Source organism: Rhodococcus sp. NPDC003382 (assembly GCF_053589135.1).
The window spans coordinates 221,081-245,473 of sequence record NZ_JBSFRH010000003.1 but is presented as its reverse complement, the minus strand read 5'-3'; the positions used below and the strand labels follow the sequence as shown (position 1 = coordinate 245,473).

The window sequence follows — 24,393 nt, the reverse complement described above, 5'->3', positions numbered from 1 at the left end:
CTCAAACCTTCTGGGTCAGACCGGCATCGACGACGAGTTGCGTGCCGGTGATGTAACGGGAGTCCTCGCTCGCCAGGAAGAGCACCGCATTGCTCACGTCCACCGGGTCCACCCACGGAACCGGCAGCAGATTGCGGGACGCGAGCACAGCGGCCGCATCGGCCTCGGTCGGGTTGTCCACGTCCGGGCACAATCTCGAGAACACCCGGCTGTTGATGATCATCGGAGTGCGCACCGACCCGGGGTGCACCGTGTTGACCCGGATCGACCGGGAACCGAGCTCGTTCGCCAGCGTGCGCGCAAGACCGATCACGGCATGCTTGGCCGCCGAATAGTGCGCCGCGGACGGAATCGCTTTGATACCCGCCGTGGAACTGACGAGAATCACCGACCCGCCACCCGCGAAATGCGCGACACCCGCCCGGACCGTGTTCCACGTGCCGGTGAGGTTCACGTCCAGCGACCGACGCCACGTCTGCGGGTCGATCGTCCACGACGGGCCGGGGACGTCGTACACCCCCGCGTTCGCGACCACCACGTCGAGACCCCCGAGCACGTTCGCTCCCCGGTCGACGGCCGCCCGCAACGCCGCCGTGTCCCGGATGTCGGCGGTCTCCGCGACGCAGGTTCGTCCGGTGGCACGGACCGCCTCTGCGGTGGCGTCGAGTTCGTGGCGCGTGTCCTCGAGGTCGAGCGCGAGCACGTCGGCCCCCGCCTGCGCCAGGGTCACGCAATGACTTCTGCCCATGCCTCCTGCCGCGCCGGTGACCAGAACACGCGAACCTGCCATCTTCTGCACTACAACACCTTTCGTGCCGGGCCGCCGAGCGCGAATCCCTTGTAACCCGCCTCGGCGACCTCGTCGAGGATCTGGCCGTACGCTGCGAATCCGCCGATGAACGGCATGAACACCCTCGGCTTACCGGGGATGTTGGCCCCCAGGTACCACGAGTTCGCCGAAGGGAACAGCGTTGTCGATGCCCGCTCGTTCAATTCGGCGACCCACGCGTCGACCGCATCCGAGTCGGCTTCGATGGTCGCGGCTCCCCGCTCGTCGATGTACTCGATGCAATCGACGATCCAGTCGAGGTGCTGCTCCGAGGTGAGCACCATGTTCGCCAGCGGTCCCGGGCTACCGGGACCGTTGACCAGGAACATGTTCGGGAATCCGTTCACCCCCAGCCCGAGGTAGGTACGAGGGCCGGCCGCCCATTCGTCGACCAGACGCCGGTTGTCGCGACCTCGGATGTCGATCCGGCTCAACGCGCCGGTCATGGCATCGAAACCGGTTGCATAGACGATGATGTCGAGATCGTACTGTCCGCCGGTGGTCGCGATACCGGATTCGGTGATCCGATCGATCGGGGTGCGCTCGAGATCGACGAGGGTCACGTTGTCGCGGTTGAAGGTTGCGAAATAGCCGGAATCCGTGACGATCCTCTTCGTCCCGATCGGATGATCGTCGGGAATCAGCGTCGCGGCGAGCTCCGGATCGGTCACGATCTGCCGGATCTTGTTCTCCCAGTACACACGGGCGGTGTCGTTGGCCTCGAGATCGGTCAGCTGATCGGGGAACGCCTTGCTGAACAGGACTCCGCCACGGTTCCACCACTCGTCGTAGATCCGGGTGCGTTCCTCGTCGGTGACATCGAGCGCGCCGTGGGGGTACGGGGTGAACGGCGAACCGCCCCCGCTGAGTCTGGACAGGCGGCGTCGCTCCGCGTAGGTCGCCTTGATTTCGCGCATGGTCTCGGCATCGAAGGGACGATTGCCCGCCGGGATCGAATAGTTGGCTGTGCGCTGGAAGACGTACAGATGATCGGCTTCCTCCGCGATGAGCGGAATCGACTGCATCCCGGATGATCCCGTCCCGATGACCCCGACACGCTTACCGGCGAAGTCGACCACGTCGTGCGGCCAGCTACCGGTGTGGTACGCCTCGCCCCGGAAGTCCTCACGGCCCGGAATGTCGGGAAGGTTGGTGGCAGAAAGACATCCGGTGGCGAAGATGCAGTATCGGCCGGTGGTGACCTCACCGTCGTCGGTACGGATCCGCCACACCGAGTCGGCCTCGTCGAATTCCGCCGAGACCACCCGCGTCGAGAACCGGAAGTGACGCCACAGATCGAACCTGTCGGCGACGTGCTCGAGATAGGCGAGGATTTCCGGCTGCGTCGCAAACCGTTCCGACCAGGTCCATTCCTGTTGCAGGTCGTCGTCGAACGAGAACGAGTAGTCGACGCTCTCCACGTCGCAGCGAGCGCCCGGATACCGGTTGTGGTACCACGTGCCCCCGACTCCTCCCGCCGACTCGAACCCCTGGACCGTCAATCCGTGCCGGCACAACGTGTGCGCGGCATACATTCCGGCGACACCTGCACCGACAATCACCACGTCGACCGCGGCGCTCTTGCTGTTCACGATGGGACACCTCTTTCGAATCCGGCCGATACACGCCGGCAGGGGGACCGTGCTCGTGCCGAGACACTAGGAGCGCCTGTATCGGGGCCGAAACCGATCCTCCCGGCCAGCGGTCGCCCTGGCGGAGGCGCCGCTCCGGTCGACGTCGCATGTTGCGCATTCTCCGGCTCCGACCCGGTCTGCGCCGATATCGTCGAGGTCACCGGTATCGCTGCGGCCCACGTCGGCTACGAACTGTCGCCGGCGGTGGCCGCGGCACAGCGGCTCCGACCCGAACACGCACAACACACCTGCAGCACCGACCGAGGAACGCCCGTCATGAACCTCGCATACCGACTTCCCCAGCGGCGAAGCCTCCGCACTCCCCTGCCGGGGCCCCGCTCGACGGAACTGACCGAACGGCGCCGGCAGGCGGTCGGTGCCGGGGTGGGATCGTCCGTGCCGGTCTACGTCGCCGACGCGGACGGCGGCGTCATCGTCGACGTCGACGGGAACTCCCTGATCGACCTCGGTGCCGGAATCGCCGTCACCAGCGTCGGTGCGTCCGATCCGGCTGTCGTGGAGGCAGTTCGGGAACAGGCCGGGCGATTCACCCACACCTGTTTCATGGTCACCCCGTACGAGGGGTACATCGAGGTCGCCGAGCGGCTCGCGGAACTGACCCCCGGTGACCATCCCAAGCGCACGGTGCTGTTCAACAGCGGCGCCGAAGCGGTCGAGAACGCGGTGAAGATCGCCCGCATCGCCACCGGGCGCGACGCCGTCGTGGTGTTCGATCACGCCTACCACGGCCGCACGAACCTGACGATGGCGATGACTGCGAAGAACATGCCGTACAAGCACGGTTTCGGTCCGTTCGCGCCCGAGGTGTACCGGGTGCCGATGTCCTATCCCTTCCGGGAAGGCCTCGGATACGACGGCACCCCGGTCACAGGTGAGCAGGCCGCGCGCCGCGCCGTCACGCTGATCGAGAAGCAGGTGGGCGCGGAGAACGTCGCGGCGATCGTGATCGAACCGATCCAGGGAGAGGGCGGATTCATCGTGCCCGCACCCGGTTTCCTTCCGGCACTGGCCGATTGGACACGCAACCACGGTGTCGTGTTCGTGGCCGACGAGGTGCAGACCGGCTTCGCCCGCACCGGTAGCTGGTTCGCCTGCGAGCACGAACAGGTGGTGCCCGACCTGATGACCCTCGCCAAGGGCATCGCGGGCGGCCTGCCGCTCGCGGCGGTCACCGGGCGCGCCGACCTGCTCGACGCCGTGCACCCCGGCGGACTCGGCGGTACCTACGGCGGCAATCCGATCGCGTGCGCGGCGGCGCTCGCGACACTGGCCCGGATGCGTGATCTCGACCTGCCTGCCCGCGCCCGGCACATCGCCGACATCGCGGTGCCGCGATTGCAGGCGCTGGCCGACGAATGCGACATCGTCGGGGAGGTGCGCGGGCGCGGGGCGATGCTCGCGATCGAGTTCGTGATGCCCGGAAGTCGCGAACCCAACCCGGTCGCGACCGCTGCGGTCGCCGCGGCCGCGCTCGCGCAGGGCGTCGTGCTGCTCACGTGCGGCACCTACAGCAACGTGATCCGACTGCTGCCGCCGCTGGTGATCCCCGACGAACTGCTCGTCGAGGCGCTCGATGTGCTCGAGGACGCAGTCCGGGCGGTGTAACCCTCTCCGACGCAGACGGGAACCGTCCCCCGGTCGAGCCGAGTGTCGGTTCCCGTCAATCGGATTCGGTAGTGTCCCGGAGGTCAGGAGTCGCGCTGGTGGCGCGGCTTCCACACCACGAGGGCGTTGCTGCGCGGAATCGGGACGAGGTCACGGCGCGCGCTGCGCAGCTGCTCGACCTCGGCGGTCAGTTCCGCGACGCGCTGCTGTAGAGCCTCGACCTGGTTGGTCAGTTCGATGACGCGCTTGATGCCCGCCAGGTTCACGCCCTCGTCCTGCGACAGGCGCTGGACCTCACGCAGCAGTTCGACGTCGCGCGGCGAGTACCGGCGACCGCCACCGCTGGTGCGGTGCGGCGTGACCAGGCCGAGCCGGTCGTAGTTGCGCAACGTCTGCGCGTGCATCCCGGCCAGTTCCGCCGCCACGGAAATGACGTACACGCGGGCGTCCGGGTCGCCGGAATGACCACGCGGCTGCCTCGGTTCCGACATCATGCACCTGCCCATCCCTCACGCGGATCGAAGCCGCTGTTCTTTTCGGCATGCAGATAGACACGCAGGGCGTCGATGGCCTGGTCGTCCAGATGCTGCGGGATCGCGACCTTGACGGTGACCAGCAGGTCGCCGGCGCCACCGCTGCGCTTGGGTACGCCGCGGCCGCGCACGCGCAGCACGCGTCCGTCGGCCGTGCCCGGGGGGATCTTCAGACCCACGCGACCGTCGAGGGTCGGCACCGACACGGTCGCCCCGAGAACGAGTTCGCCGTAGCTGACCGGCAATACGAGGGTCAGGTCGTCGCCGTCACGGCCGAACACCTTGTCGGGACGCACGTGCACGGTGACGAACAGGTCGCCCGACGGCGCGCCGCGCAGTCCCGCCTCGCCCTGCCCGGCGAGCCGGATCCGGGAACCGTCCTTGATGCCCGGGGGCACTCGCACGGTGATGGTGCGGGTCCGGTTCTGGATGCCCGTGCCACGGCAGTCCTTGCACGGGCTGTCGATGATCGACCCGGTGCCGCGGCAGTCGTCGCACGGCTCCGAGAAGCCGAACGCACCCTGGTTGCGCGAGACGATCCCGCTGCCGTTGCAGTACGGGCACACCCGCGGGCTCGTGCCCGGCTCGGCGCCGCTGCCGTGGCAGGTGGTGCACGGCGCGGGGCTGGTCATGCGCAACGGCACGGTGACGCCCTGCACCGCGTCGCGGAAGTCGAGAGTCGTCTCGGTTTCGACGTCGCCGCCGCGGCGGGGACGCGTGCGGGTCGTGCCGCCGGCACCGCCACGGTTGAACAGGCCACCGAACAGGTCGCCCAGTCCGCTGTCGGCCGCGCCACCGCCGAACAAGTCGCCGATGTCGAAGTTGGTGCTGGTGAAGCCGCCACCGGCACCGGGATGGAAGCCGCCGAACCCACCGCCGCCGGACGCGAACAGCCGCCGCGTCTCGTCGTACTCCTTGCGCTTGGCGGGGTCGGACAGCACGGCGTTCGCTTCGCTGACCGCCTTGAAACGTTCCTCGGCGGCAGCGTCGCCCGGGTTGGCGTCGGGATGCAGATCCCGCGCCAGCTTCCGGTACGCCTTCTTGATGTCGTCCTGCGACGCGTCGGGGGAGACGCCCAGGTCCTTGTAGAAGTCCTTCTCGATCCACTCCCGCTGGCTCACCGGGCGCCTCCTCCTCTCGCAGTACTTGTTGTTTCTTACTCGGTGCCCGACTCCTCCGGCGGCGTTTGCGCCGGAGTGTCGGTCGGCTCGCCGTCGGCCACGGTCACCATCGCGTGCCGCAGCACACGGTCGCCGAGCCGGTACCCCTTGCGGAGGACCGCCCCGAGGACGGGATTGTTCCCGTCGCCTTCCATCTGAACCGCTTCGTGCAGATCCGGCTCGAACGGATCACCCTCCGCACCGAACGACTCGAGGCCGAGGCCGGTGAGAATGCCGACGAGCTTGTCGCTCAGGGCCTTCATCGGTCCGGTCTCGAGGTCGCCGTGCGCGCGGGCCCGATCCAGGTCGTCGACCAGGTCGAGGAACTGGCCGACCACCGACGCCTTGGCGCCTTCGATCGCAGCTACCTTCTCCCGCTCGATCCGACGCCGGTAGTTGGCGTACTCGGCCGTGACGCGCTGCAGATCCGCAGTGCGCTCGGCGAGTTCGGCCGTTTCCGGCGACGGTTCGGCGGTCAGTGCGGCTTCGTCTCCTGCGGCAGGAGCCGGCGACTCGGATTCCACTTCGACGACCTGCGCTTCGGCGTCTGCTTCGCGCACCTCGAAGGTCTCCGGGTCGATCCGTCGCTTGTCGGTGACGGTCACCGGTTCCTGCTCGCGCTTGTCGGCACTCACTTCTTGTCCGTATCGCTCGGTTCGTCGACGACCTCGGCGTCGACGACGTCGTCGGCACCGGCGGCCGCACCGTCACCGGCAGCGGCACCATCGGCACCCTGGGCCTCGTAGATCGCCTGGCCGAGGGCCTGCGACTCGGTCGCAAGCTTCTCGACTGCGGCCTTGACCGCGGCGATGTCGGAACCGGCGAGAGCGTCGTTGGCTTCCTTGATGGCAGCCTCGACCTTCGTCTTGACGTCGGCCGGCACCTTGTCCTCGTTGTCCTTGATGAACTTCTCGGTCTGGTGCACGAGCGACTCGGCCTGGTTGCGGACCTCGGCCTCCTCGCGACGCTTCCGGTCCTCCTCCGCGTGCGCCTCGGCGTCCTTGATCATGCGGTCGATCTCTTCCTTGGAGAGGCCGGAGCCTTCCTGGATCTTGATCGTGTTCTCCTTGCCTGTGCCCTTGTCGCGGGCGGTGACGTGCACGATGCCGTTGGCGTCGATGTCGAAGGTCACCTCGATCTGCGGGACACCGCGCGGAGCCGGGGCGATGCCGCCGAGCTCGAAGGAGCCGAGCAGCTTGTTGTGCGCGGCGATCTCGCGCTCGCCCTGGAAGACCTGGATCTGCACGGACGGCTGGTTGTCGTCGGCCGTGGTGAAGGTCTCGGACCTCTTGGTCGGGATGGTGGTGTTGCGCTCGATGAGCTTGGTCATCACGCCACCCTTGGTCTCGATGCCGAGGGACAGCGGGGTGACGTCGAGGAGCAGCACGTCCTTGACCTCGCCCTTGAGGACACCGGCCTGCAGGGCGGCGCCGACGGCGACGACCTCGTCCGGGTTCACGCCCTTGTTGGGCTCGCGGCCACCGGTCAGCTCGCGGACCAGGTCGGTGACGGCGGGCATACGGGTCGAGCCGCCGACGAGGACGACATGGTCGATGTCGCTGACCGAGATGCCTGCGTCCTTGATGACCTGCTGGAACGGAGCGCGGGTGCGTTCGAGGAGATCGCTGGTGATCTTCTGGAACTCGGCGCGGGTGAGCTGCTCGTCGAGGAACAGCGGGTTCTTGTCCGCGTCGACCGTGATGTAGGGCAGGTTGATGGAGGTGCTCTGCGAGCTGGACAGCTCGATCTTCGCCTTCTCCGCAGCCTCACGCAGACGCTGCAGGGCCATCTTGTCCTTGGTCAGGTCGATGCCGTTCTGCGCCTTGAACTTGTCGACGAGCCAATTGACGATGCGCTCGTCCCAGTCGTCGCCACCGAGGTGGTTGTCGCCGGAGGTCGCGCGGACCTCGACGACGCCGTCGCCGATCTCCAGGAGGGACACGTCGAACGTGCCGCCACCGAGGTCGAAGACGAGGATGGTCTGTTCCTTCTCGCCCTTGTCGAGGCCGTATGCGAGGGCCGCGGCGGTGGGCTCGTTGACGATGCGCAGGACGTTGAGACCGGCGATGGTGCCGGCTTCCTTGGTGGCCTGACGCTGTGCGTCGTTGAAGTACGCGGGGACGGTGATGACGGCGTCGGTGATGTCCTCACCGAGGTACGCCTCGGCGTCGCGCTTCAGCTTCATCAGGATGCGCGCGCTGATCTCCTGCGGCGTGTACTTCTTGTCGTCGATGGTGACGGTCCAGTCGGTGCCGATGTGGCGCTTGACGGAACGGATGGTGCGGTCGACGTTGGTGACCGCCTGGTTCTTGGCGGGCTGACCCACCAGAACTTCGCCGTTCTTCGCAAACGCGACGACCGACGGAGTGGTACGGGAGCCCTCGGAGTTCGCGACCACCACGGGCTCGCCGCCTTCCAGAACGGAAACGACCGAGTTGGTGGTTCCGAGGTCGATGCCGACCGCACGAGCCATAATTCTCCTCCAATGTCTCGCCGCGACACCTCGTTGCATCGCGGACCTTCATGCCCTAACCCTGAGCCTGTTCGACTCAAGTGAGCGAAGCCGACTCAAGCTTGCACCCGCACCGAGACTGGAGTCAAGCCCAAGTTGAGTCTGGCACGCTCAGGTTTGTCGATGGGTTTAACCGCAACCGTCACGTATTTGTTCCAGTGCGTGACGCGGATCACCCCTAGCCCCCGCCAGCCGCGCAACCGCCAGACAGCAGCGCGCGGCATGCATCGCGCCGCTGTCTCCCCCGTCGGCGGCTGCGGCGACGGGGTTATCCACAGGCGCCTATTCGATCCACAGATTTGGGCAATTCGCCATCGGAGCGTCCCGAATCACCGAGATCACGGCCACGCTGACCGGCATGACCGATCCGACACCGATCTACCGATCCGATCTTCTCGCCTCCGGCATCACCCCCGACGAACTGCGGCAGGCATTGCGCAGTGGCGCTCTCACTCCGGTCGCGCCCGGTGCGTACCTTCGCCGCTCCGAGGCCGACGCACTCGACGACGACGCCAAGCACCGTGTCCGAGCGCGATGCGTGCAGCACACGCTCGGCTGGGACGCGGTGCTCAGCCACGTCACCGCCGCACTGTTCCACGGAGCCGACCTGTGGAACCCCGACCTGTCCCGCATACACATCACCCGCGACCGGAGGTCTGGTGGACGACGGACGGACAACCTCCACGTCCATCCGGCGCCGATCGCGCGCGAGGAGATATTCGTCGTCGGCGCGGCCGCGGTCACCTCACCCGCGCGCACGATCGTCGACCTCGCCCGGTCTCTGACCGTCGACGAGGCGGTGATCGCCGGGGATTCGTTGCTGCGACGGTATCCGTCCGCTCTCGTGGGAATTCCGGCCGCGCTCGACGGTGCTGCCCTGCGCGCCGGGGTCGCGTCGGCGCGACGCGTCGTCGACTTTCTCGACGGACGCAGCGAAAGCGCCGGCGAATCCCTCGGCCGCCTCCGGCTCCGTTCGGCCGGAATCCCCGAACCGAGCCTGCAACGCGAGTTGTTCACACCCGACGGCACCTTCGTCGCCCGCGTCGACTTCTTCTGGGAAGAACTCGGCATCGTCGGCGAATTCGACGGTATGGGTAAGTACGGCGCCGGGGATCCTGCGTCGACGGCAGAGTCCGTCCGCCAGGAAAAGCTGCGCGAGGACGCAATTCGCGGCCTGGGATTCGAGGTCGTGCGGTGGACGTGGGCGGAGCTGTTCCGCTTCGACGTCGTCGCGGATCGCTTCGCGCGAGCCGTCGAGCGCTCCCGCCACCCGCACCCGCCGACGGCGAAGACACCGGCGCGATGCATGCCGCGCGCCGCAGTCCGCCCGGCGCGCGGCTGAAACCCGTGCCCAGTGCGCAGCTGAAACCGGAACCTGGCGCGCGGGTGCATCAGACGCCGGCGAGCACACCTTCCGCACTGCGCACCGCGACCGATGCGGCCCGTGCGGTGAACGGGTCCAGCAGCGGGTGCTCGGCCCGCGCGCGCCACGCACGAACCGCCGCGACGCCCGCGGCACGGACCTGGGGGGCGGGGGCGTCGTCGGGCAATCCCAGTCGTTGCCGCGGCTCGATCCCGAAACCCCCGACGAGGCGCTGCAGCTCGAACAGCTCCTCGTCGTCGAGCGCGACGGGACGCGAGCGCAACCGGCCGAGCAGGCGCAGTTCCACGAACCCGTGTCCATCGGCGAGTTCACGTTGCACCGACGCGAGCAGGTGCCGGTCGCCGCACGCACGCAGCACCCGCCCGAGCGACAGCAGCGCCGAATGGGTCTTGAGCTGATCGGCGCGCTGCCCGAACTGGACGTCGATCACCTGCCGCAGCTCGTCGAGCCCGCTGCGCGCGAGCAGTTCCGCGGCGAGCGTCGGGGAGTCACGGACCCCCAGCTGCACGAGCGCGACGGCCATCCGGATGCCGAAGAGCCCGAACCGGTCCGCGAGCTGCGCGCGCAACTCGGGGTCGACGGGCAGTGGCATGTCCGGACGCGAGAAGCGGTCGACGGACAGCATCGCCGCCTGCAGATCGGCGGCCGAGACGCCGGCGAGCGCCTCGAATGCGGCGAATTCGCGTTGGCGCAGGGTTCGCGCACCGAGCGCGAGCAGGCCCGCGACCGGAACGACCGCCTGACACAGCCCGGTGCGTTCGAGTTCCCCGGCGAAGCGGGACGCGACGTCCTTCGCCGACATCATCGCGTCGGCGCGGCCGGCACCGATCTCGTCGGCCCGGGAGACGACACCGATCACCCCGAGCGGCCCGGACTCCCCACCGACGTGGCGGCCGATGCGGTCGAGGAACTGCACGTCGGCGGCACCGAGGGTGCGCATCAGGTAGACGACGGCGTCGGCGCCGGAGGCCGCGTCGTCCGGGGTGAGCAGGTCCAGCGTGCGGGCCGAGACGTCCTGCGAGAGCGACGAGGTGCCGGGTGTGTCGATGATGGTGGTCTGCTGCAGTGCCCTCGCGGGCCACTCGACGTCGATTCCGTCGATGCGGTCGGCGGTCAGATCCCCCAGGTCGAACGTGAGCCGGCCGTCCCGGCGCTGGAGCGGCACCGGCCGCGACCGGTCTCCGTCGTAGCGGGCGGTCACCGAGGGCGTGGCCCCGTTGCGGTACCAGGTGACCACGCGGGTGCACTCGGTCGCGTCGGTGGGGGCGATGTCCTGGCCGACCAGGGCGTTGAGGAGGGTGGACTTTCCCGCCTTGAGGGAGCCTGCCAGTGCCACCCGCAGCGGTTGCGCCAGCCGCGCTTCGCATTCTGCCAGTTGCGATGCGACCCGCGGGTCCCGGCCGTAGACCGCCCGTGCCTCGGCGATCAAATACGCGGCTGCGCCCGGTACTGCACTCATGCTTGCGCTCCCGCCAGTTCGCGTGCCCGATCCCTCAGGGCGACAAGTGTCTTCAGGGTTTCCTCGAGTTCGGTGATGCGCCCTTGCCGCTGTTGTTGTTCCACCGTCGCGGCCTCCTGCGCCGCGCGCAGCGACTCCGACACCGATCGCAGTGTCTGGTCAGCGAGTTCGGTGAAGTGGTCGCGCAGTTGCCGCTGGATCGACCGCAACCGATCCTTCGATTCCTTGCCGACCTGGAAGCCGACGTCGTCGGTGAATCGCCGGATCGCGGTCTTCGCGTCGAGACGTCGTTTCGCGATGCGGGCCTGCTTGTCGTCGCGATATGCCTTGGTGCCGAGCACGACTCCGGCGCCGATCGACACCGGATTGATCAGTGCCATACCCATGAACGTGGTGACGAGGCCGAACATGAGGACGCCACCGTAGGAGCCCTTCATTCCGACCAGCATCTTCTGGCCCGGTCCGATCCGGCCGGGGTCGAGATCCTCGAGGGGATCGACCGGTTCGAACAGCGAATCCAGGTCGGCGAGATGCAGGTTCGGCAACCGCGTCGCCCCGTCGGCGGCGAACAGGTCGGCGACCGTCGCGGCGAGGGCGGTCGACCGTTCGTGCGCCCACACGAAGTTGTCCCCGACGGATTCCGCGACCTGTTCGGCGAGCCATTGCCCGAGCCGCGGCCACTCCTTTCCGGGGTCGCATTCGTCGACCGCGGCCTCGGCGAGGCGGGTGACGTGCCGCAACCGGTCCCGCAGATCGTGTTCGATGTCGGCGGCCAGATCGGTGATGCCGTCGGCGAGGGTCTGCTGCCAACGGGCCGCGCGGGCGCGCAGGGCCTCGGCCGCCGTTTTCGCGCGGACGAGGTCCTCGACGGCGGCGGCCCCGGCGTCCGGGTCGCGCAGCGCCGCGAGTTCCCCGGCTACCCCCAGTGCGACGTGGTCGACGACGCCCGCGACGTCCTGCGCGACCGCGCGCCGGTCGGCATCGGCACCGCGGGCGAGGACCCGGTCGCGCAGGTGGTCGTAGACGGCCGCGAACCCCGACTCCCTGTGCAGCGATTCGTCGTCGAGGCGTAGCGCGTGCTCGCGCAGCAGCGACGACACCGGCAGCAGTGGGACGTCGAGGTCGGCGCGCTGCAGGTGGGTGCGGTCGGCGTCGACGATCGCCCGCCAGTGCGGATACAGGTCGGTCTTGGTGACGAGCACCGCGACCGCCGGGCACAGCGTCCGGACCTGCCGCAGGAAGCTCACTTCCGGCGCGGTGAACTCCTGGCTCGCGTCCGAGACCACGAACACCGCGTCGGCGGACGAGAGCAGCGTGAGGGTCGCCGACGTGTGCGGGTTGGTGTGCCCGCCGACACCCGGGGTGTCGACGAAGACGAGTCCGTCGGCGAGCAGCGGGCTCGGCACGTTCACCTCGAGCCGCCGGATCTCGTGTCCGTCCGCGTGGGCGCTGCGCAGTTCGGTGAGCGGGATCGGAACCCGCTCCGGGTCCGCGCCCGGTTCGGCGACCACCAGTGCGGCCGATGCCTCGGCCGCGTGCTGGACGAGGGTCGGGACCGCGGTCGTCTCGTCGTCACCCACCGCGCACACGTCGAGCCCGAGCAGCGCGTTCACGAAGCGGCTCTTGCCCTGGCCGAGCGACCCCACCACGACGACCCGCAGCCGCGGATCGACCACCCGCGTGCGGGTCGCGGCGAGCCTGGCGGCGAGGTCGGCGCGGCCCGCGGCGCAGGTGTGTTCGGTTGCCTCGTCGACGAGTTCGGCGAGTGTGGCGCGACGGCTCGCGGGGTCGACCGGTGTGTTCTGCATGATGCTGCGTCGGCTCGCCTTCTGTTGTCGATCGAGGGTGATTATGACGGCCCGGCTCAGTTCAGGAGGTCGTCGATGTCGACGGAATCCGGGCCGACCTGGCTCGATCCGCCGACGATCAGGCCGTTGCCGCCGAGCGAGGAGTCGAATAGACCGCCGGTGCCTGCGGCGTTGCCGAACACGTCGCCCGGGTCGAGCGACGACCACACGTCCGCCGCGCCCTGGACCCCGCCGGACAGCGAAGTCCCGAGGTCCGCGGCACCCTGCAGTCCCGCTCCCAGGCCGGCGCCGAGATCGACGCCGAGGTCCGCTGCTCCCCCGACGGCACCCGAAACTCCGGCACCGAGGTCCGCGGCACCCGTCACTGCGCCGTCGACGGCTCCGGACACTCCACCGGCCAGACCGGCCGCGGCGTCGGCCGCCCCGGACACGGCACCGTCGACCGCACCGGACACCGCCCCGGTGAGCTGACCACCGGCCTCTGCCGCGGTGTCGACCGCAACCAGGCTGTCGGCGACGAGCCCGCCCGTTACATCCGCACCGGCCGCCAGGCCGCCGCCGAGGGTGGTGGAGAGCTGCGCGCCGAGATCGGCGGCCACGTCGGCACCGACCGACACACCGGTCGCCAGGTCACCGCCCAGCCCGGCCCCGGCCTCGCCACCGACCTGCAGCACCGAGTCGACCGCAGCCGACAGGTCGGCAGCTGCACCCACACCGGCGGACACATCCACACCGCCGGACAGATCGGCGCCGAGGTCGAGGGCGGAGCCGACGGCACCGCCGAGCGAGCCACCCAGTTCCGCTCCGGCCCCGAGCGCGCCTGCCAGTGCGGTACCGACCGCGACGCCGAGGTCCGCGCCGCCGCCCACCGCGGCGTCGACCGCGGTGGAGAAGTCGCCGCCGGCGGACAGTGCCGTGTCGAGCAGGCCCCCGAGGGCAAGGCCCACCTGGCCGCCGAGGTCGCCACCGACCCCGAAGACCGCCTCGAGGGTGGCGCCGAGATCGGCACCGGCAGCCACGCCCCCGGCCGCACCGAGAGCGGCGTCCAGCGCGGCACCCAGGTCCGCGGCGACGCTTCCGTCGAGTCCGAGACCACCGGCGAGTGCGCCCGAGACCGCCGCACCGAGGTCGGTGGCCACTCCTCCGCCGAGGCCCAGCGTGGTGTCGAGGACGGATCCGACAGCTGCACCCAACTCGACGCCGGCCTGCCCGCCCACCTGCAGGACCGCTTCGAGAGCGGTGGCCAGCTCACTCACCGCACCGATGTCGAGACCGGTGTCGAGGTGCAGATCGCCGTCCGCCTCGGATTCGGCCTCCGCCCCGAGACCGAGGCCGAGACCACCACCCAGGCCGCCACCGAGACCGGCACCCAGACCGAGCCCGGCACCGGCAGCGGCGCCCAGCCCGGCGCCACCCACGAGACCGGCGGCGGCAGTGCCGGCGATCGTGCCGGCCCCGCTCAGAGCGGCGGTCAGGTCGGCGGCCGATCCCGCGAAGAGACCGGTGTCGGCGACCAGCGGCGCGACCGCGACGATGTCGGCGTGGCACACGTCGGTCAGCCCGGCCTCGGCGAGCACCAGGTCGGGGTTCTCGCAGTAACGGGCCAGGGCGTCCTCGTCGCGGAACAGGGCGAGGATGAAGTCGAGCACAGCGTTGGACATCGCGATCTCCTTGAGCGTTCGGGGCTGATTTCGAACGTAGGAACCCCCGGCCCCCGCACCCAAGGGGGTCGGCACCCCCACCTGCCTGCGTCGGTACATTAGGGGCTCGAGCGGCAATAGGGGCCGGGCCCCACCATTCGGACGCCCCGCTAACGAAAGGCAGCCGCGAAACGACATATCCGGTCGACCCGGCGGAGCCGTCCCGCCACGAATTTCGTCAGGAGCGACCGATGACAGCAGGACTGGGCGTCACGATCGGATGGGCGAACGCGGTGGCTGCCGCCATCGTGCCCGAACGACCGGACGATCCGACGGTCCTGCGCCGCCCCACCGTCGTGCGCCTGCACGACGACGGCACCGCCGAACTGGGCCACGAGACGGGCACGCGGGTCTTCACCGACTTCGTGCACAGAGTCGGAGACCCCGTCGGCATCCTGTCCGAGGACGGCACCTCGGTCACCGGCGAGGACCTCACCGCGACCGCGGTGTCCTGCCTGCTCCACGCGTCTCCGCCGCACGGGGCTGCGACGGTGACCTACCCGGCCACGTGGCCCGAGCACACCGTCGACGCGCTGCGCGGGGCACTCGACCGCGCGGGTCTGCACTGGGCGACGCTGATGCCCGAACCGGTGGCTGCGGTGCACTGGCTCCGGTCGGCGCACGGTCCGCTCGGCGACGAGGTCGTCGTGGTCTACGACCTGGGTGCGCACACCCTCGACGTCGCGGTGCTCCGCACCGGCGCCGAACCCGAGGTGCTGGGCCGCCCGCTGTCGACCGACGAGGTGAGCGGCGACGTGCTCGATCACCTCGTGACCACCCATGTGCTCGATGCCGTCGGCGACGTCGACCTCGACCCGTTCGAGCCGGCCACCGTGGAGGCGCTCACCGAGCTGCGGGCCCGGTGCCGCGCGGCGAAGGAGGAGTTGTCGGCGGATACCGACGCCGTCGTCGCGGTCGATCTGCCGGGTGTCCGACGCGATGTGCGGCTGGTACGTGACGAGGTCGAGGAACTCGCGCGGGGTCCGGTGCGAGATTCGCTGCCGCTGATCTCCGAGGCGCTGCGCGGCGCCGACATCGACCCGTCCGATGTGAGCCGCGTTCTGCTCGTCGGTGGCGGATCCTCCATACCCCTTGTCGCCGAATCGATTTCGTTCGAACTCGGCCTGCCGGTCACGGTCGCACCCCAGCCCGCCGACACCGCGGCGACCGGTGCGGCGCTCGACGCGGCGCACAGGCTCGCGGACCCGGCTGCCGCCACACCGGAGCCGATCCGCCCGGCCGACGACGCGTCCACGACAGAACTGTCCGTGGTGGTCCCGCCCGCCGCGTTCACCCGCCCGGCGGTCACGCCACGGGAGCCCGTCCAACCGCTGCGATCCAAGGCACGCAGGTTCGCGCTGATCGGCGCGGCCGCCGCCGCGATCGTGGTCATCACCGGCGGCGGACTCGCGGTCGGCACGCTGACGGCAAGCACCGGCGAGGCCGGCGCCGAGTCCGCGCCGACCGAGGTCGCGACCGGCGCGCCCACCACGCCGGACCAGCCGACCACCACGCCGGTTAGTGCACCCGCGGAAAGAACCCACCCCGCCGCGACCGCCGCGACCCCGGCAACGCCCGGCTCGACCGTGCAGGTCCAGCCCGCAACCGCGGCCCCCGGCGGTCCGCAGGCTCCGGGCTCGCCCGCGCCCGCGGCCCCCGGCGAACCGGCACCCGAGCAACCCGCCACGCAGCAACCCGCCACACAGCAACCCGCGCAACAGCCGCCCGCCCCGGCACCCACGACGACACAGCCCCCGGCGCAACCCCCGGCCGCACCCTCGCAGCCGAGCGGTGCCGGTGTCGGCCAGGCCGCCGAAGGCATCGGCAACGGCGTCGGCGGGGCCGTCGAGGGCGTCGGCAACGGTCTCGGCGGAGTGGTCGAGGGCGTCGGCAACGGTCTCGGCGGGGTCGTCGAAGGCACCGGGAACGCGGTCGGCGGCCTGCTCGGCGGCGGAAACTGACAGCGCGGATGAGTTCGCCGACACTCCCCCGCGCTGTGGTGCACGCGCTGACCGCCGATCCGCCGCGACTACTGGTCGTCGGCGGCGCCCACACCGGGAAAACGAAGCTGCTCAACGAGATCCGGCAAACGCTTCCGCACATCGTGGTCGTCGACGACGCGCATCGCCTGCCCGCAGACGAGATCCGGAACCTGGCCGATCGGATGATCCACGGGGATCACGGCATCGTCGTCGCCACGGAGCCGCGGCCCCACCGCGCGGAGATGCTGCAGCTGATGAGCACGGGTGCCGCGCACGCGTGCACCGTTGCGCTGCGGCCGCTCACCATTGAGGAAGCATTGCACCGGGCAACGGCCTTCGGGATCTCCGATCCGACGCTCGTACGCGCGGTCCTGTCCTTCACCGGCGGCGCGCGCGACCTCGCGGACGCGGCGTTCGCCGCAGTGCGGGAGGGCGCGGATCCGCGATCCGCTGCCGTGGACCGGGTGCGCACCCGGCTCGCCGGCAATCCCGGTCTCGCCGGCGCGCTGGCGCTGGTCGAGTTGGGCGGAGCCCCCGATCCTGCCGAACTCACCGCCGCGCTCGGCATAGATGCCGATCTCGCCCACGACCTGGCCGACGCCGCACACGCGAGCGGCCTCCTCACGACCGGTGGCGACGAACTGGTCCCGGCCGCCTCAGGTGTTCCCGCCGCGTCGCTGGGCCCGCACGGATTCCGGACCGTCGCCCAGGGACTGCTGTCGTGCCGCGTCGACCGCGACCTGCTGACCGTCCCGGTCGCGTCGCGTCTCGCAGCAGCCGGACTTACCGACCCTCGGCTCGCCGATTACCTTGCAGCCCAAGCCGATTCGTCGAATCCGGCGGAGGCATCCGACCTGTACGCCGCGGCGGTGCGCGCCGGTGCCGACGCGGCGGACCTGGCACTGCGGCGCGCCGAAGTCGCCGCTGCGACCGGCGACCGGTCAACCGCCGCCGCCCTGACCGACGAGATTCTGGAACGCGCCGGCTCACTCTCCCCGGCAGATCTGGCCACTGCCGTCCGGATCGCCGCGACCGTCGCGGCCGGTGACGGCATGCTCGGCCGCAGCGCGGACCTGTACGAGTGGCTCGGCCCGGACCGGGCCGGGGCCGATGCGCCGATCGGGGCGGCGGTGCTGCTCGCCGCCGGCCGTCCCGAGGCCGCGATGCGCATGCTCGAGACCTCTGCCGCCGTCGCGCCCACGTCCTCGGCGGCCGCCGCGCGACTGCTCGCCGAGGGCCTGCGCGAATCGATCGGCGGTGACGGACGGGTCGCGATGAACGCACTCACCCGCGCGCTGTCGATGCGCGGGACGGCCCGCACCGTCGTGCAACCGGACACCGTGGAGGCGATCACGGCGCTGCTGTGCCTGCACTCCGGCGAGCTGACGCACGCGACGAACGTGCTGGCCCGGCACACCACGCTCACGGTCCGGCACGAACTGCTGGCGGCGTGGGCAGCTCTGCTCGGCGGCGACCTGTCCGCAGCGTCCGCCGCGGCCGACGACCTGTCCGGCCGCGCGGTTCTCCAGCGCGACCGGCTGTTCCTGCACGGCCTACGGGTCGGTGCCGCCCGGCGCAGCGGCGACTCCGGGCGCCTGCACGCCGAATGGGAGGCCGCGCAGGGCGTCGTCGCGGAGTACTCCGTCGACCTGCTGAGCCTGCTTCCCCTCGGCGAACTGTGGCTGGCCGCCGTCCGGGTCGGCGACGCACCGCGCATCTCACACCTGGTCGCGCAGGCCCGGGATCTGCTCACCGCGCTCGGCGAGCCCCCGTTGTGGGGTGCGGCGCTGCACTGGTACGGGGTGCAGGCGGCGATCGCGGCGGAGCGGCCGGACGAACTGCTGCCGCACGCCCGCGCCCTGGCGGTCGCCGCCGAGTCCACCGCGTACGCCGCCGCGCTGGCGCGGGCCGGGCAGGCATGGCTGCGGCTTCTGCAGAACGACGTCGACCCCACCCGGGTGCGGACCGCCGCCGAATCGCTCGCGGCGATCGGACTGCCCTGGGACGGCGCACGGCTGGCCGGGGAAGCCGCGCTGCGGGCCGGCGACACCGCCGCCGCGACCGGATTGCTGCAGGTGGCGCGCGCGTTACGGCATCCGGCGAGGACGACCGCCGATCCCGCCGCGACGTCCGCCGACACGGTGTCGCCGACGACCGGACCGTTGTCCGACCGCGAAGCACAGGTCGCCGACCTCGTGGTTTCCGGCCTGACCTATCGCGAGGTCGGTGCACGGCTGTACATTTCCGGCAAGACCGTCGAACATCATGTGGCCAGGATCCGGCGCCGGCTCGGTGCCGGTTCCCGCTCGGAGCTGATCTCCATGCTCCGGGCGATGGGGCACGGGGGCGACGGTCGCATTAGTACGAGTAGTAGCAGTGAGAAGAAGGGGGGAACTTCGGCATGTCCGTAGGCGTCGGCCTGCGCGTGGGCACCACCGTTTCATCGGTTGCCGTGACCTCCGCCGTCCCCGGTCAGCCGGGTCCCGCACCGATCGAACGTCGCAGTGCAGTGCACCTGCACCAGGACGGTACCGCGACCCTCGGCGAGATCGACCCGGTTCTCGATCAAGGGGCCAGTTCCTTCACCCACTTCCTGGAACACGTCGGCAACCAGGCCGGCATCCGCGCCGCGGACGGATCGCTGTCCCGCGCCGAGGACCTGGTGGCGACCGCGATGGAATGCCTGCTGGCCGATGCCGCGCCGCTGATCGGCGACCGCGAGTACACCGTCGTCGCGACCCATCCGACGGACTGGGCACCCTCGACCATCGCGGTGCTGCGCAACGCCCTCGACTACGTCGGCCTGCGGCACGTGTCGCTCGTGTCCGACGCCGAGGCCGCCGCGGCCTGGTTCGAATCCCAGGTGTCGCGTCAGACCGGCCGTCTCGTCGCGGTCTATCACATCGACGACCACGGTTCGACTGTCACGCTGGTCCGTGCCGGTATCGCCGCGGGCAAGCCCGTCCGGTTCGGGATCGCCGACGCACCGCCCGTCACGAAGCAGCTGTCGACGGCACTGGCCGGCTTCGGATGGCAGATGGCGAACCTCGATGCCGTCGTCGTCACCACCGACGAGAACGTGGACACCGCCGCAGCACAGCTCGTCGCGCAGTCCGTCAAGGCCGGGCTGGGAACGAGGTGCGCGCTCGCGCCGGATCCGCACCAGACGATGGTGCGCGGCGCCGCGCTCGCGGCCGCGGCCGGTTCCGTCGAATACCTCGGCTCGACGCAGATCATCCCGACGACCCGCACGAGTCTGCCGCGCAAGCAGACTCCGCAGGGCAACGGGTCCGCTCCGCGGCTCGTCGATCCCGACGCCACCACGGTGATCCCGAAGGTCGCGCCCCGCGAGCCGCACCGCGCGATGCCGACCGCGCAGCCTCCGAAGACCGATCGGACCACCGCGTCGACGGCCCGCGCGGGCGACGTGGCGACGATCGCGCCGGACGAGGACTCGACCGCACGGCGTCCCTCGCCGATCCTGCTGGCCATCTGCGCCGCGGCGGTCGTGCTGCTGGCCGTGGTGGGTGTGCTCGTGCTGACGCAGCGTGACTCGGCCGCCGAGACCAATACATCGGTGGCCGACCAACGTGTGACCGCGACCATTCCGGAACTGCAGTCGCCGCGTCCCACGCCGGCGAAGACCAGCACCACGACGACCACCACGAGTGCGCCGCCGACGTCCTCCGAAGCGGAGAGCACGACCACCGAGCCGGCCGCACCCGTGGTGGCCCCGGTCGACGACTCGACGGCCACGGCGGAACCGGCGGAGACCACGACCTCGCGTCAGGCGGAAGCGGTCACCACCACCACGGTGCCGCAGACCACGACCACCAGACCGGCCCCGGGTTGGCAGACCACCGAGGAGAAGCCCACGCGGAGCCGGGACCGGGACACCCCGACCCCGACCACCACGAGGCAGACCCCGACACCGACCACTACTCAGAGCGAGCCAGGGGGATCGCCGGGTTCGGGTCCGGGTTCTCCCTCAACTCCCCCCGGGAACGATTCCTAACCGAACCGCTCCCGTAGGCTGTTTCCGATCGTCGTAACCGCACATCGATCACAACGAAGGGCTTTCATGCGTCTCTCGCCGGCGTCGCGCGCCGCTGCACGTACCACTGCTCGCCGGCTGGCTGTCGCTGCCGCGTCGGCGCTGCTGCTGGTCGGTCCGTTCACTGCGACCGCTCAGGCGGACCCCGCGGACGAGCTTCCGGCCGAGTTGATCGAGGCGGTCCAGCGCGATCTGCAGATGTCTCCCGAGGAGTACCTCGAGCGGTCGGCCCGGGCGCAGGAACTCGGCGAGTACGCCCGTGGTTTCCGGTCCGAGCGTCCCGCGGACTTCGCGGGCGCGTGGATCAACCGCGACGGCGAGCCGGTCGTCGCGGTCACGAACTCCGATGCGGCCCGCAAAGCCGAGAGCGACGGCTACACCGCGACGGTCGCGCCGGTGTCCGCAGACGGTCTCGAGTCGGCGCTCGCCGAACTGAACCGCTGGGTCGCGGCCCTGCCGCGCGACGTGGCCGGTGTCGTGCAGTCCACCTCGATCGACGTGCTCAACAACCAGCTCGTCGTCGACGTCGTGAACACCCCGATCGGCCGTGCACTGAATCTCCCGTCGCTCATCGCGAACGTGCAGGTGCAGCTGACGCCGGGCCTGCCGCCGAACGATCCGGCGCCGCTCGGTGGCGACACCTACATCACCGCGGACGGCGACGTGCGTTCCACGCCGCTCGATCGCATCGGCATCTGCTCGTTCGGGTTCAACGCGGTCGATTCCAACGGTGACGCGGTGAACGTCACCGCCGGCCACTGCGACGCGGTCGCCCGCCCGCAGGGTGGTTCCGCGGTGTACCTGCCGAACCGCGAGAACATCGACGAGAGCACCCGTATCGGGGCGTTCACCCGTTCGTCGGTCGGTACCGACAGCCCCCTCGACTACGGGATCATCGGCTTCAACGAGGCCGGTGTCGACGCCGGGCTGAACCGGCCGGTGGTGCGCGGCGGCAACGGTTCGACGCTGACGGTCACCGGCACAGCGGTTCCGGTCGTCGGGGCCCCGGTGTGCAAGTCCGGCCAGTCGTCGTACTTCACGTGCGGAATCGTCTCTGCCGACCGCATCGAGACCCAGCTGGTCTACCCCGACGGGGACAGCACCACGATCCGCGGCTTCGCGACAACGGTGTGCACCCTCTCCGGTGACAGCGGCGGTGCGATCGTCACCGGCACCCTCGCGCTCGGCGTCATCAGCGGTTCGAACAGCGCCGGGGCCCCCGACTGCGTGGAGGCGAACCTGGTGCTCGCCCCGAACGGCGGCACGTCCAGCCTGGGCATTCCGATTCGCGACATCGAGAACGCGACGGGCACGCGGGTTCGAACCGCGAGCGAACCTGCCTGACCCGCCGCCCTCCAGCCCGCTTCACCCCATATGATCTGACGCATCGACCGCCGCCCCGCGTTCGGGACGGCGGCTTTGCATAGAGCCAGACCAGACCGTGTAGACAGCAAGATCCCTGTAGTCGCCGAACCTGCACACGAGCAGGACCTATGAGGAAGGCATTCATGCGACGCTCCTTCGCACGTCGGGCAGCGGTGATCGGTTCGGCAGCACTGTTGCTGCTCGGCCCCACCATTGCCTCGGCGCAGGCCGAACCGGCCGACAAGCCCGCCGACCTGCCCATCGAGCTGGTCGACGCGCTTGCGCGCGACCTCGGCATCAGCCCCGAGCGGTTCATCGCCGATGCCGACCGCAGTCAGGAGCTCGCGCAGTTCGCGGCGACCGCCCGTGAGAAGTTCGCGGACGTGTTCGCCGGTGTCTGGCTCGACGAGCAGGGCACCCCGACGGTCGGCCTGGCCGACGGCGACGAGCACGACGCCGCGCGCGACGCCGCCGAGGACGAGGGATTCACCGTTCAGCCGGTCGAGCGCAGCGAAAACGAGCTGGAAAGCCTGTCGAAGCAACTGAACGACTGGCTCGACACCCAGCCGCCCGCGGTCGCCGATCTGGTGCGCGGCATCGCCATCGACCTCGTGCACAACGACGTCGTGGTGCGCGCCTCCGATGTCGCCGGCCTGCAGCTCCCCGACGCCCTCCAGGGCACGCGTGTGCTGCTCGCCCCGGCCACCCTGGAACCGGAACTGCTGAAGCTCGAGCCGATCGCCGGGCTGGCCTCGGCCGATGCGCTGTTCGGCGGCGACGCCTACGCCGCGTTCGGTGCCGGCACCGGCCTGCGCTGCTCGCTCGGATTCAACGGTGTCGACGGCTCCGGCAGCCCGGTGAACATCACCGCAGGTCACTGCGACCCGAACCGCGCCCAGGCGGGCGGGCAGTACGCGTCCGAGGTCTTCCAGGCCATCGGTGACGGACTCGGCCAGAAGATCGGCACGTTCGAGAAGACCAGCCTCGACCACCGCGACTACGCACTGATCCGCCCGACCGCCGAGGCTCGCGGCCGGTTCGAGAACAACGGCGTGCGCGTTCCGCTCGCGGCACCGCTCGCCGTCACCGGCACCGCCGAGCCCGTCGTCGGCGCGCCCGTGTGCAAGTCCGGTGTCCGCACCGGGTACAGCTGCGGTGTCGTGACGGCCTCGAACCAGACCGTCGAGATCGGCCACCGGGTGCTCGACGGCGGCTTCTCCACCAACCTGTGCGCCCTGCAGGGCGACAGCGGCGGCACCCTGGTGACCGGCACCCTCGCCCTGGGCATCTCCAGCGCGTCGAACGTCGGCCAGTACCAGATGTGCGAGATCGCCGGCGTCGTCAGCGGCATCCTGGGCGAGAGCCCCGAGCTGTACGCGACCCCGATCTCCGCGATTCTCGCCGAGAACCCGGGCCTGAAGGTCCGCACCTGGTAACAGGTCCACACATCGAAAAGGCCGCCTCCCGGACGGGAGGCGGCCTTTTCGGTTCTCGGGTACCGAGCGGGAGCGCTCAGGAGCAGACCGGCGAGGTCAGCTGCGCGAGGGAGACGAAACCGCAGGCATTGTCCTTCGACAGCTTCCACACGCCGTCCTCGGCGACGAAGACGACGGTGCCCGGGTTCGGGTTGCCGCCGATGATCATGTCGATACCGGCGGTTGCGGTGCCGTCGCCGCCGTCGACCACGTCGACGACGGTGATGACCGCGTCGTTCGCCTTCGCTGCGGCCGCCACCTGGTTGATGAGCTCCGGGTCCTGCTCGGCGCCCTGAACGAGCGGAATCTTCTGCTCGAGCGGCACCGTCTCGTCGAAGGCCATCGCCAGGGACGCGTTGAGCTCGGCGGCCGTCGGGACCGGCGGATACGCGGCAGCCTCGGTGGTGGCAGCGGCGGTGGTGGTGGTCGTCGAGGTGGCCGCCCCCTTGTCGTCGCTCTCGTCCGAGCCGCAGGCCGTCATCGTGAGTGCAGCGGCAAGTGCCGCGGTGGCGACAGTCGTCTTCCCAAACTTCAAGTTCTTGTTCCTTTGCTTTCTTCGGTTCGAATCCGACAGCCCTGTGTGGGCGATTCCCCCTTGCGAACCGGGGATCAGGATACCGGGGTCCGCCTGTCCCGACCGGGCGGGCGATACACGCCGAGCGAGACGTCGGCCACCTTCGCGCCGCCGGAAATCGTTACGATCCGTACTTCCTGTCACCAACGAAACTGAGGTACCACCAGTGCTGGGCGTAATCATCGATATCGTCATCTACGCGGCCAAGATCGTCTCGTACGCCGGCTCACTCGGCTGACGGAATCCATGCGAAACGGGTTCGGCCCGGCACCGAGAGGTGCCGGGCCGAACCCGTTAT

General features: G+C 70.1%; 17 protein-coding genes. 7 read left to right on the top strand and 10 right to left on the bottom strand.

The annotated features are described in order from the left end of the window. Position 1: 1 nt before the first annotated feature. Both ACWDUD_RS04290 and ACWDUD_RS04285 read right to left on the bottom strand, forming a co-directional pair. Positions 2–790, bottom strand: a complete 789-nt coding sequence (locus tag ACWDUD_RS04290; protein ID WP_450108447.1) for a mycofactocin-coupled SDR family oxidoreductase — start codon at positions 788–790, stop codon at positions 2–4. Between the two features lie 8 nt (positions 791–798). Next, complete coding sequence (locus ACWDUD_RS04285) at positions 799–2,421, bottom strand: flavin-containing monooxygenase (protein ID WP_450108429.1); 1,623 nt, start codon at positions 2,419–2,421, stop codon at positions 799–801. A gap of 318 nt (positions 2,422–2,739) precedes the next feature. Here ACWDUD_RS04285 and gabT point away from each other — a divergent pair, with 318 nt between their 5' ends. After that, positions 2,740–4,089: a 4-aminobutyrate--2-oxoglutarate transaminase gene (gabT, locus tag ACWDUD_RS04280; protein ID WP_450108428.1), complete on the top strand. Its 1,350-nt coding sequence runs from the start codon at positions 2,740–2,742 to the stop codon at positions 4,087–4,089. 83 nt (positions 4,090–4,172) lie between these two features. On the opposite strand, the gene ACWDUD_RS04275 is transcribed toward gabT, so the two are convergent. Genes ACWDUD_RS04275 through dnaK form a run of 4 tightly spaced genes read right to left on the bottom strand, consistent with a single transcriptional unit; the run spans position 4,173 to position 8,255 of the window. Then, positions 4,173–4,580 (bottom strand): heat shock protein transcriptional repressor HspR, encoded by a 408-nt coding sequence (locus tag ACWDUD_RS04275; RefSeq protein WP_197252087.1) that lies wholly within the window; start codon positions 4,578–4,580, stop codon positions 4,173–4,175. Further along, entirely contained in the window at positions 4,580–5,743 is a 1,164-nt protein-coding gene (gene dnaJ, locus ACWDUD_RS04270) for a molecular chaperone DnaJ (protein WP_248672882.1), read from the bottom strand. The genes ACWDUD_RS04275 and dnaJ overlap by 1 nt, the downstream gene beginning before the upstream one ends. Before the next feature lie 35 nt (positions 5,744–5,778). Next, positions 5,779–6,417, bottom strand: a complete 639-nt coding sequence (gene grpE / locus ACWDUD_RS04265) for a nucleotide exchange factor GrpE (protein ID WP_197250939.1) — start codon at positions 6,415–6,417, stop codon at positions 5,779–5,781. Then, positions 6,414–8,255, bottom strand: coding sequence for a molecular chaperone DnaK (gene dnaK / locus ACWDUD_RS04260; protein WP_197250938.1), 1,842 nt, complete (start codon positions 8,253–8,255; stop codon positions 6,414–6,416). The genes grpE and dnaK overlap by 4 nt, the downstream gene beginning before the upstream one ends. A gap of 397 nt (positions 8,256–8,652) precedes the next feature. Here dnaK and ACWDUD_RS04255 point away from each other — a divergent pair, with 397 nt between their 5' ends. Beyond that, positions 8,653–9,636, top strand: a complete 984-nt coding sequence (locus ACWDUD_RS04255) for a hypothetical protein (RefSeq protein WP_450108427.1) — start codon at positions 8,653–8,655, stop codon at positions 9,634–9,636. A 49-nt stretch (positions 9,637–9,685) separates the two neighbouring features. Here the strand turns inward: ACWDUD_RS04255 and ACWDUD_RS04250 are convergent, their stop codons facing one another. Genes ACWDUD_RS04250 through ACWDUD_RS04240 form a run of 3 tightly spaced genes read right to left on the bottom strand, consistent with a single transcriptional unit; the run spans position 9,686 to position 14,606 of the window. After that, positions 9,686–11,137: a dynamin family protein gene (locus tag ACWDUD_RS04250; RefSeq protein WP_450108426.1), complete on the bottom strand. Its 1,452-nt coding sequence runs from the start codon at positions 11,135–11,137 to the stop codon at positions 9,686–9,688. Further along, the gene (locus tag ACWDUD_RS04245) at positions 11,134–12,945 is read right to left on the bottom strand and encodes a dynamin family protein (protein ID WP_450108425.1); all 1,812 of its coding nucleotides are present in this window, start codon (positions 12,943–12,945) and stop codon (positions 11,134–11,136) included. Before ACWDUD_RS04245 ends, ACWDUD_RS04250 begins: the two co-directional genes overlap by 4 nt. Before the next feature lie 56 nt (positions 12,946–13,001). After that, positions 13,002–14,606 carry an IniB N-terminal domain-containing protein gene (locus ACWDUD_RS04240; protein WP_450108424.1) on the bottom strand — a complete coding sequence of 535 codons (1,605 nt, stop codon included), beginning with the start codon at positions 14,604–14,606 and terminating at the stop codon, positions 13,002–13,004. A 230-nt stretch (positions 14,607–14,836) separates the two neighbouring features. Here ACWDUD_RS04240 and ACWDUD_RS04235 point away from each other — a divergent pair, with 230 nt between their 5' ends. From ACWDUD_RS04235 to ACWDUD_RS04215, 5 genes are all read left to right on the top strand, one after another. Then, positions 14,837–16,606, top strand: coding sequence for an Hsp70 family protein (locus ACWDUD_RS04235; protein ID WP_450108423.1), 1,770 nt, complete (start codon positions 14,837–14,839; stop codon positions 16,604–16,606). Positions 16,607–16,614: 8 nt separating this feature from the next. After that, positions 16,615–19,038 (top strand): LuxR C-terminal-related transcriptional regulator, encoded by a 2,424-nt coding sequence (locus ACWDUD_RS04230; RefSeq protein WP_450108422.1) that lies wholly within the window; start codon positions 16,615–16,617, stop codon positions 19,036–19,038. Next, positions 19,029–20,642, top strand: a complete 1,614-nt coding sequence (locus tag ACWDUD_RS04225; RefSeq protein ID WP_197250663.1) for an Hsp70 family protein — start codon at positions 19,029–19,031, stop codon at positions 20,640–20,642. The genes ACWDUD_RS04230 and ACWDUD_RS04225 overlap by 10 nt, the downstream gene beginning before the upstream one ends. 66 nt (positions 20,643–20,708) lie before the next feature. Beyond that, positions 20,709–22,025 carry a S1 family peptidase gene (locus ACWDUD_RS04220; RefSeq protein ID WP_450108421.1) on the top strand — a complete coding sequence of 439 codons (1,317 nt, stop codon included), beginning with the start codon at positions 20,709–20,711 and terminating at the stop codon, positions 22,023–22,025. 164 nt (positions 22,026–22,189) lie between these two features. Further along, positions 22,190–23,482, top strand: a complete 1,293-nt coding sequence (locus ACWDUD_RS04215; protein ID WP_450108420.1) for a S1 family peptidase — start codon at positions 22,190–22,192, stop codon at positions 23,480–23,482. 76 nt (positions 23,483–23,558) lie between these two features. On the opposite strand, the gene ACWDUD_RS04210 is transcribed toward ACWDUD_RS04215, so the two are convergent. After that, on the bottom strand, positions 23,559–24,056 hold the full coding sequence (locus tag ACWDUD_RS04210) for a hypothetical protein (protein ID WP_450108419.1): 498 nt from the start codon (positions 24,054–24,056) through the stop codon (positions 23,559–23,561). Positions 24,057–24,393 lie beyond the last annotated feature (337 nt).

What these genes read in the sequence shown, in the direction of transcription:
- ACWDUD_RS04290 (WP_450108447.1), bottom strand. Translation starts at nt 790, where the DNA reads ATGGCAGGTTCGCGTGTTCTGGTCACCGGCGCGGCAGGAGGCATGGGC.
- gabT (WP_450108428.1), top strand. Translation starts at nt 2,740, where the DNA reads ATGAACCTCGCATACCGACTTCCCCAGCGGCGAAGCCTCCGCACTCCC.
- ACWDUD_RS04275 (WP_197252087.1), bottom strand. Translation starts at nt 4,580, where the DNA reads ATGTCGGAACCGAGGCAGCCGCGTGGTCATTCCGGCGACCCGGACGCC.
- dnaK (WP_197250938.1), bottom strand. Translation starts at nt 8,255, where the DNA reads ATGGCTCGTGCGGTCGGCATCGACCTCGGAACCACCAACTCGGTCGTT.
- ACWDUD_RS04255 (WP_450108427.1), top strand. Translation starts at nt 8,653, where the DNA reads ATGACCGATCCGACACCGATCTACCGATCCGATCTTCTCGCCTCCGGC.
- ACWDUD_RS04250 (WP_450108426.1), bottom strand. Translation starts at nt 11,137, where the DNA reads ATGAGTGCAGTACCGGGCGCAGCCGCGTATTTGATCGCCGAGGCACGG.
- ACWDUD_RS04245 (WP_450108425.1), bottom strand. Translation starts at nt 12,945, where the DNA reads ATGCAGAACACACCGGTCGACCCCGCGAGCCGTCGCGCCACACTCGCC.
- ACWDUD_RS04240 (WP_450108424.1), bottom strand. Translation starts at nt 14,606, where the DNA reads ATGTCCAACGCTGTGCTCGACTTCATCCTCGCCCTGTTCCGCGACGAG.
- ACWDUD_RS04235 (WP_450108423.1), top strand. Translation starts at nt 14,837, where the DNA reads ATGACAGCAGGACTGGGCGTCACGATCGGATGGGCGAACGCGGTGGCT.
- ACWDUD_RS04230 (WP_450108422.1), top strand. Translation starts at nt 16,615, where the DNA reads ATGAGTTCGCCGACACTCCCCCGCGCTGTGGTGCACGCGCTGACCGCC.
- ACWDUD_RS04225 (WP_197250663.1), top strand. Translation starts at nt 19,029, where the DNA reads ATGTCCGTAGGCGTCGGCCTGCGCGTGGGCACCACCGTTTCATCGGTT.
- ACWDUD_RS04220 (WP_450108421.1), top strand. Translation starts at nt 20,709, where the DNA reads ATGCGTCTCTCGCCGGCGTCGCGCGCCGCTGCACGTACCACTGCTCGC.
- ACWDUD_RS04215 (WP_450108420.1), top strand. Translation starts at nt 22,190, where the DNA reads ATGCGACGCTCCTTCGCACGTCGGGCAGCGGTGATCGGTTCGGCAGCA.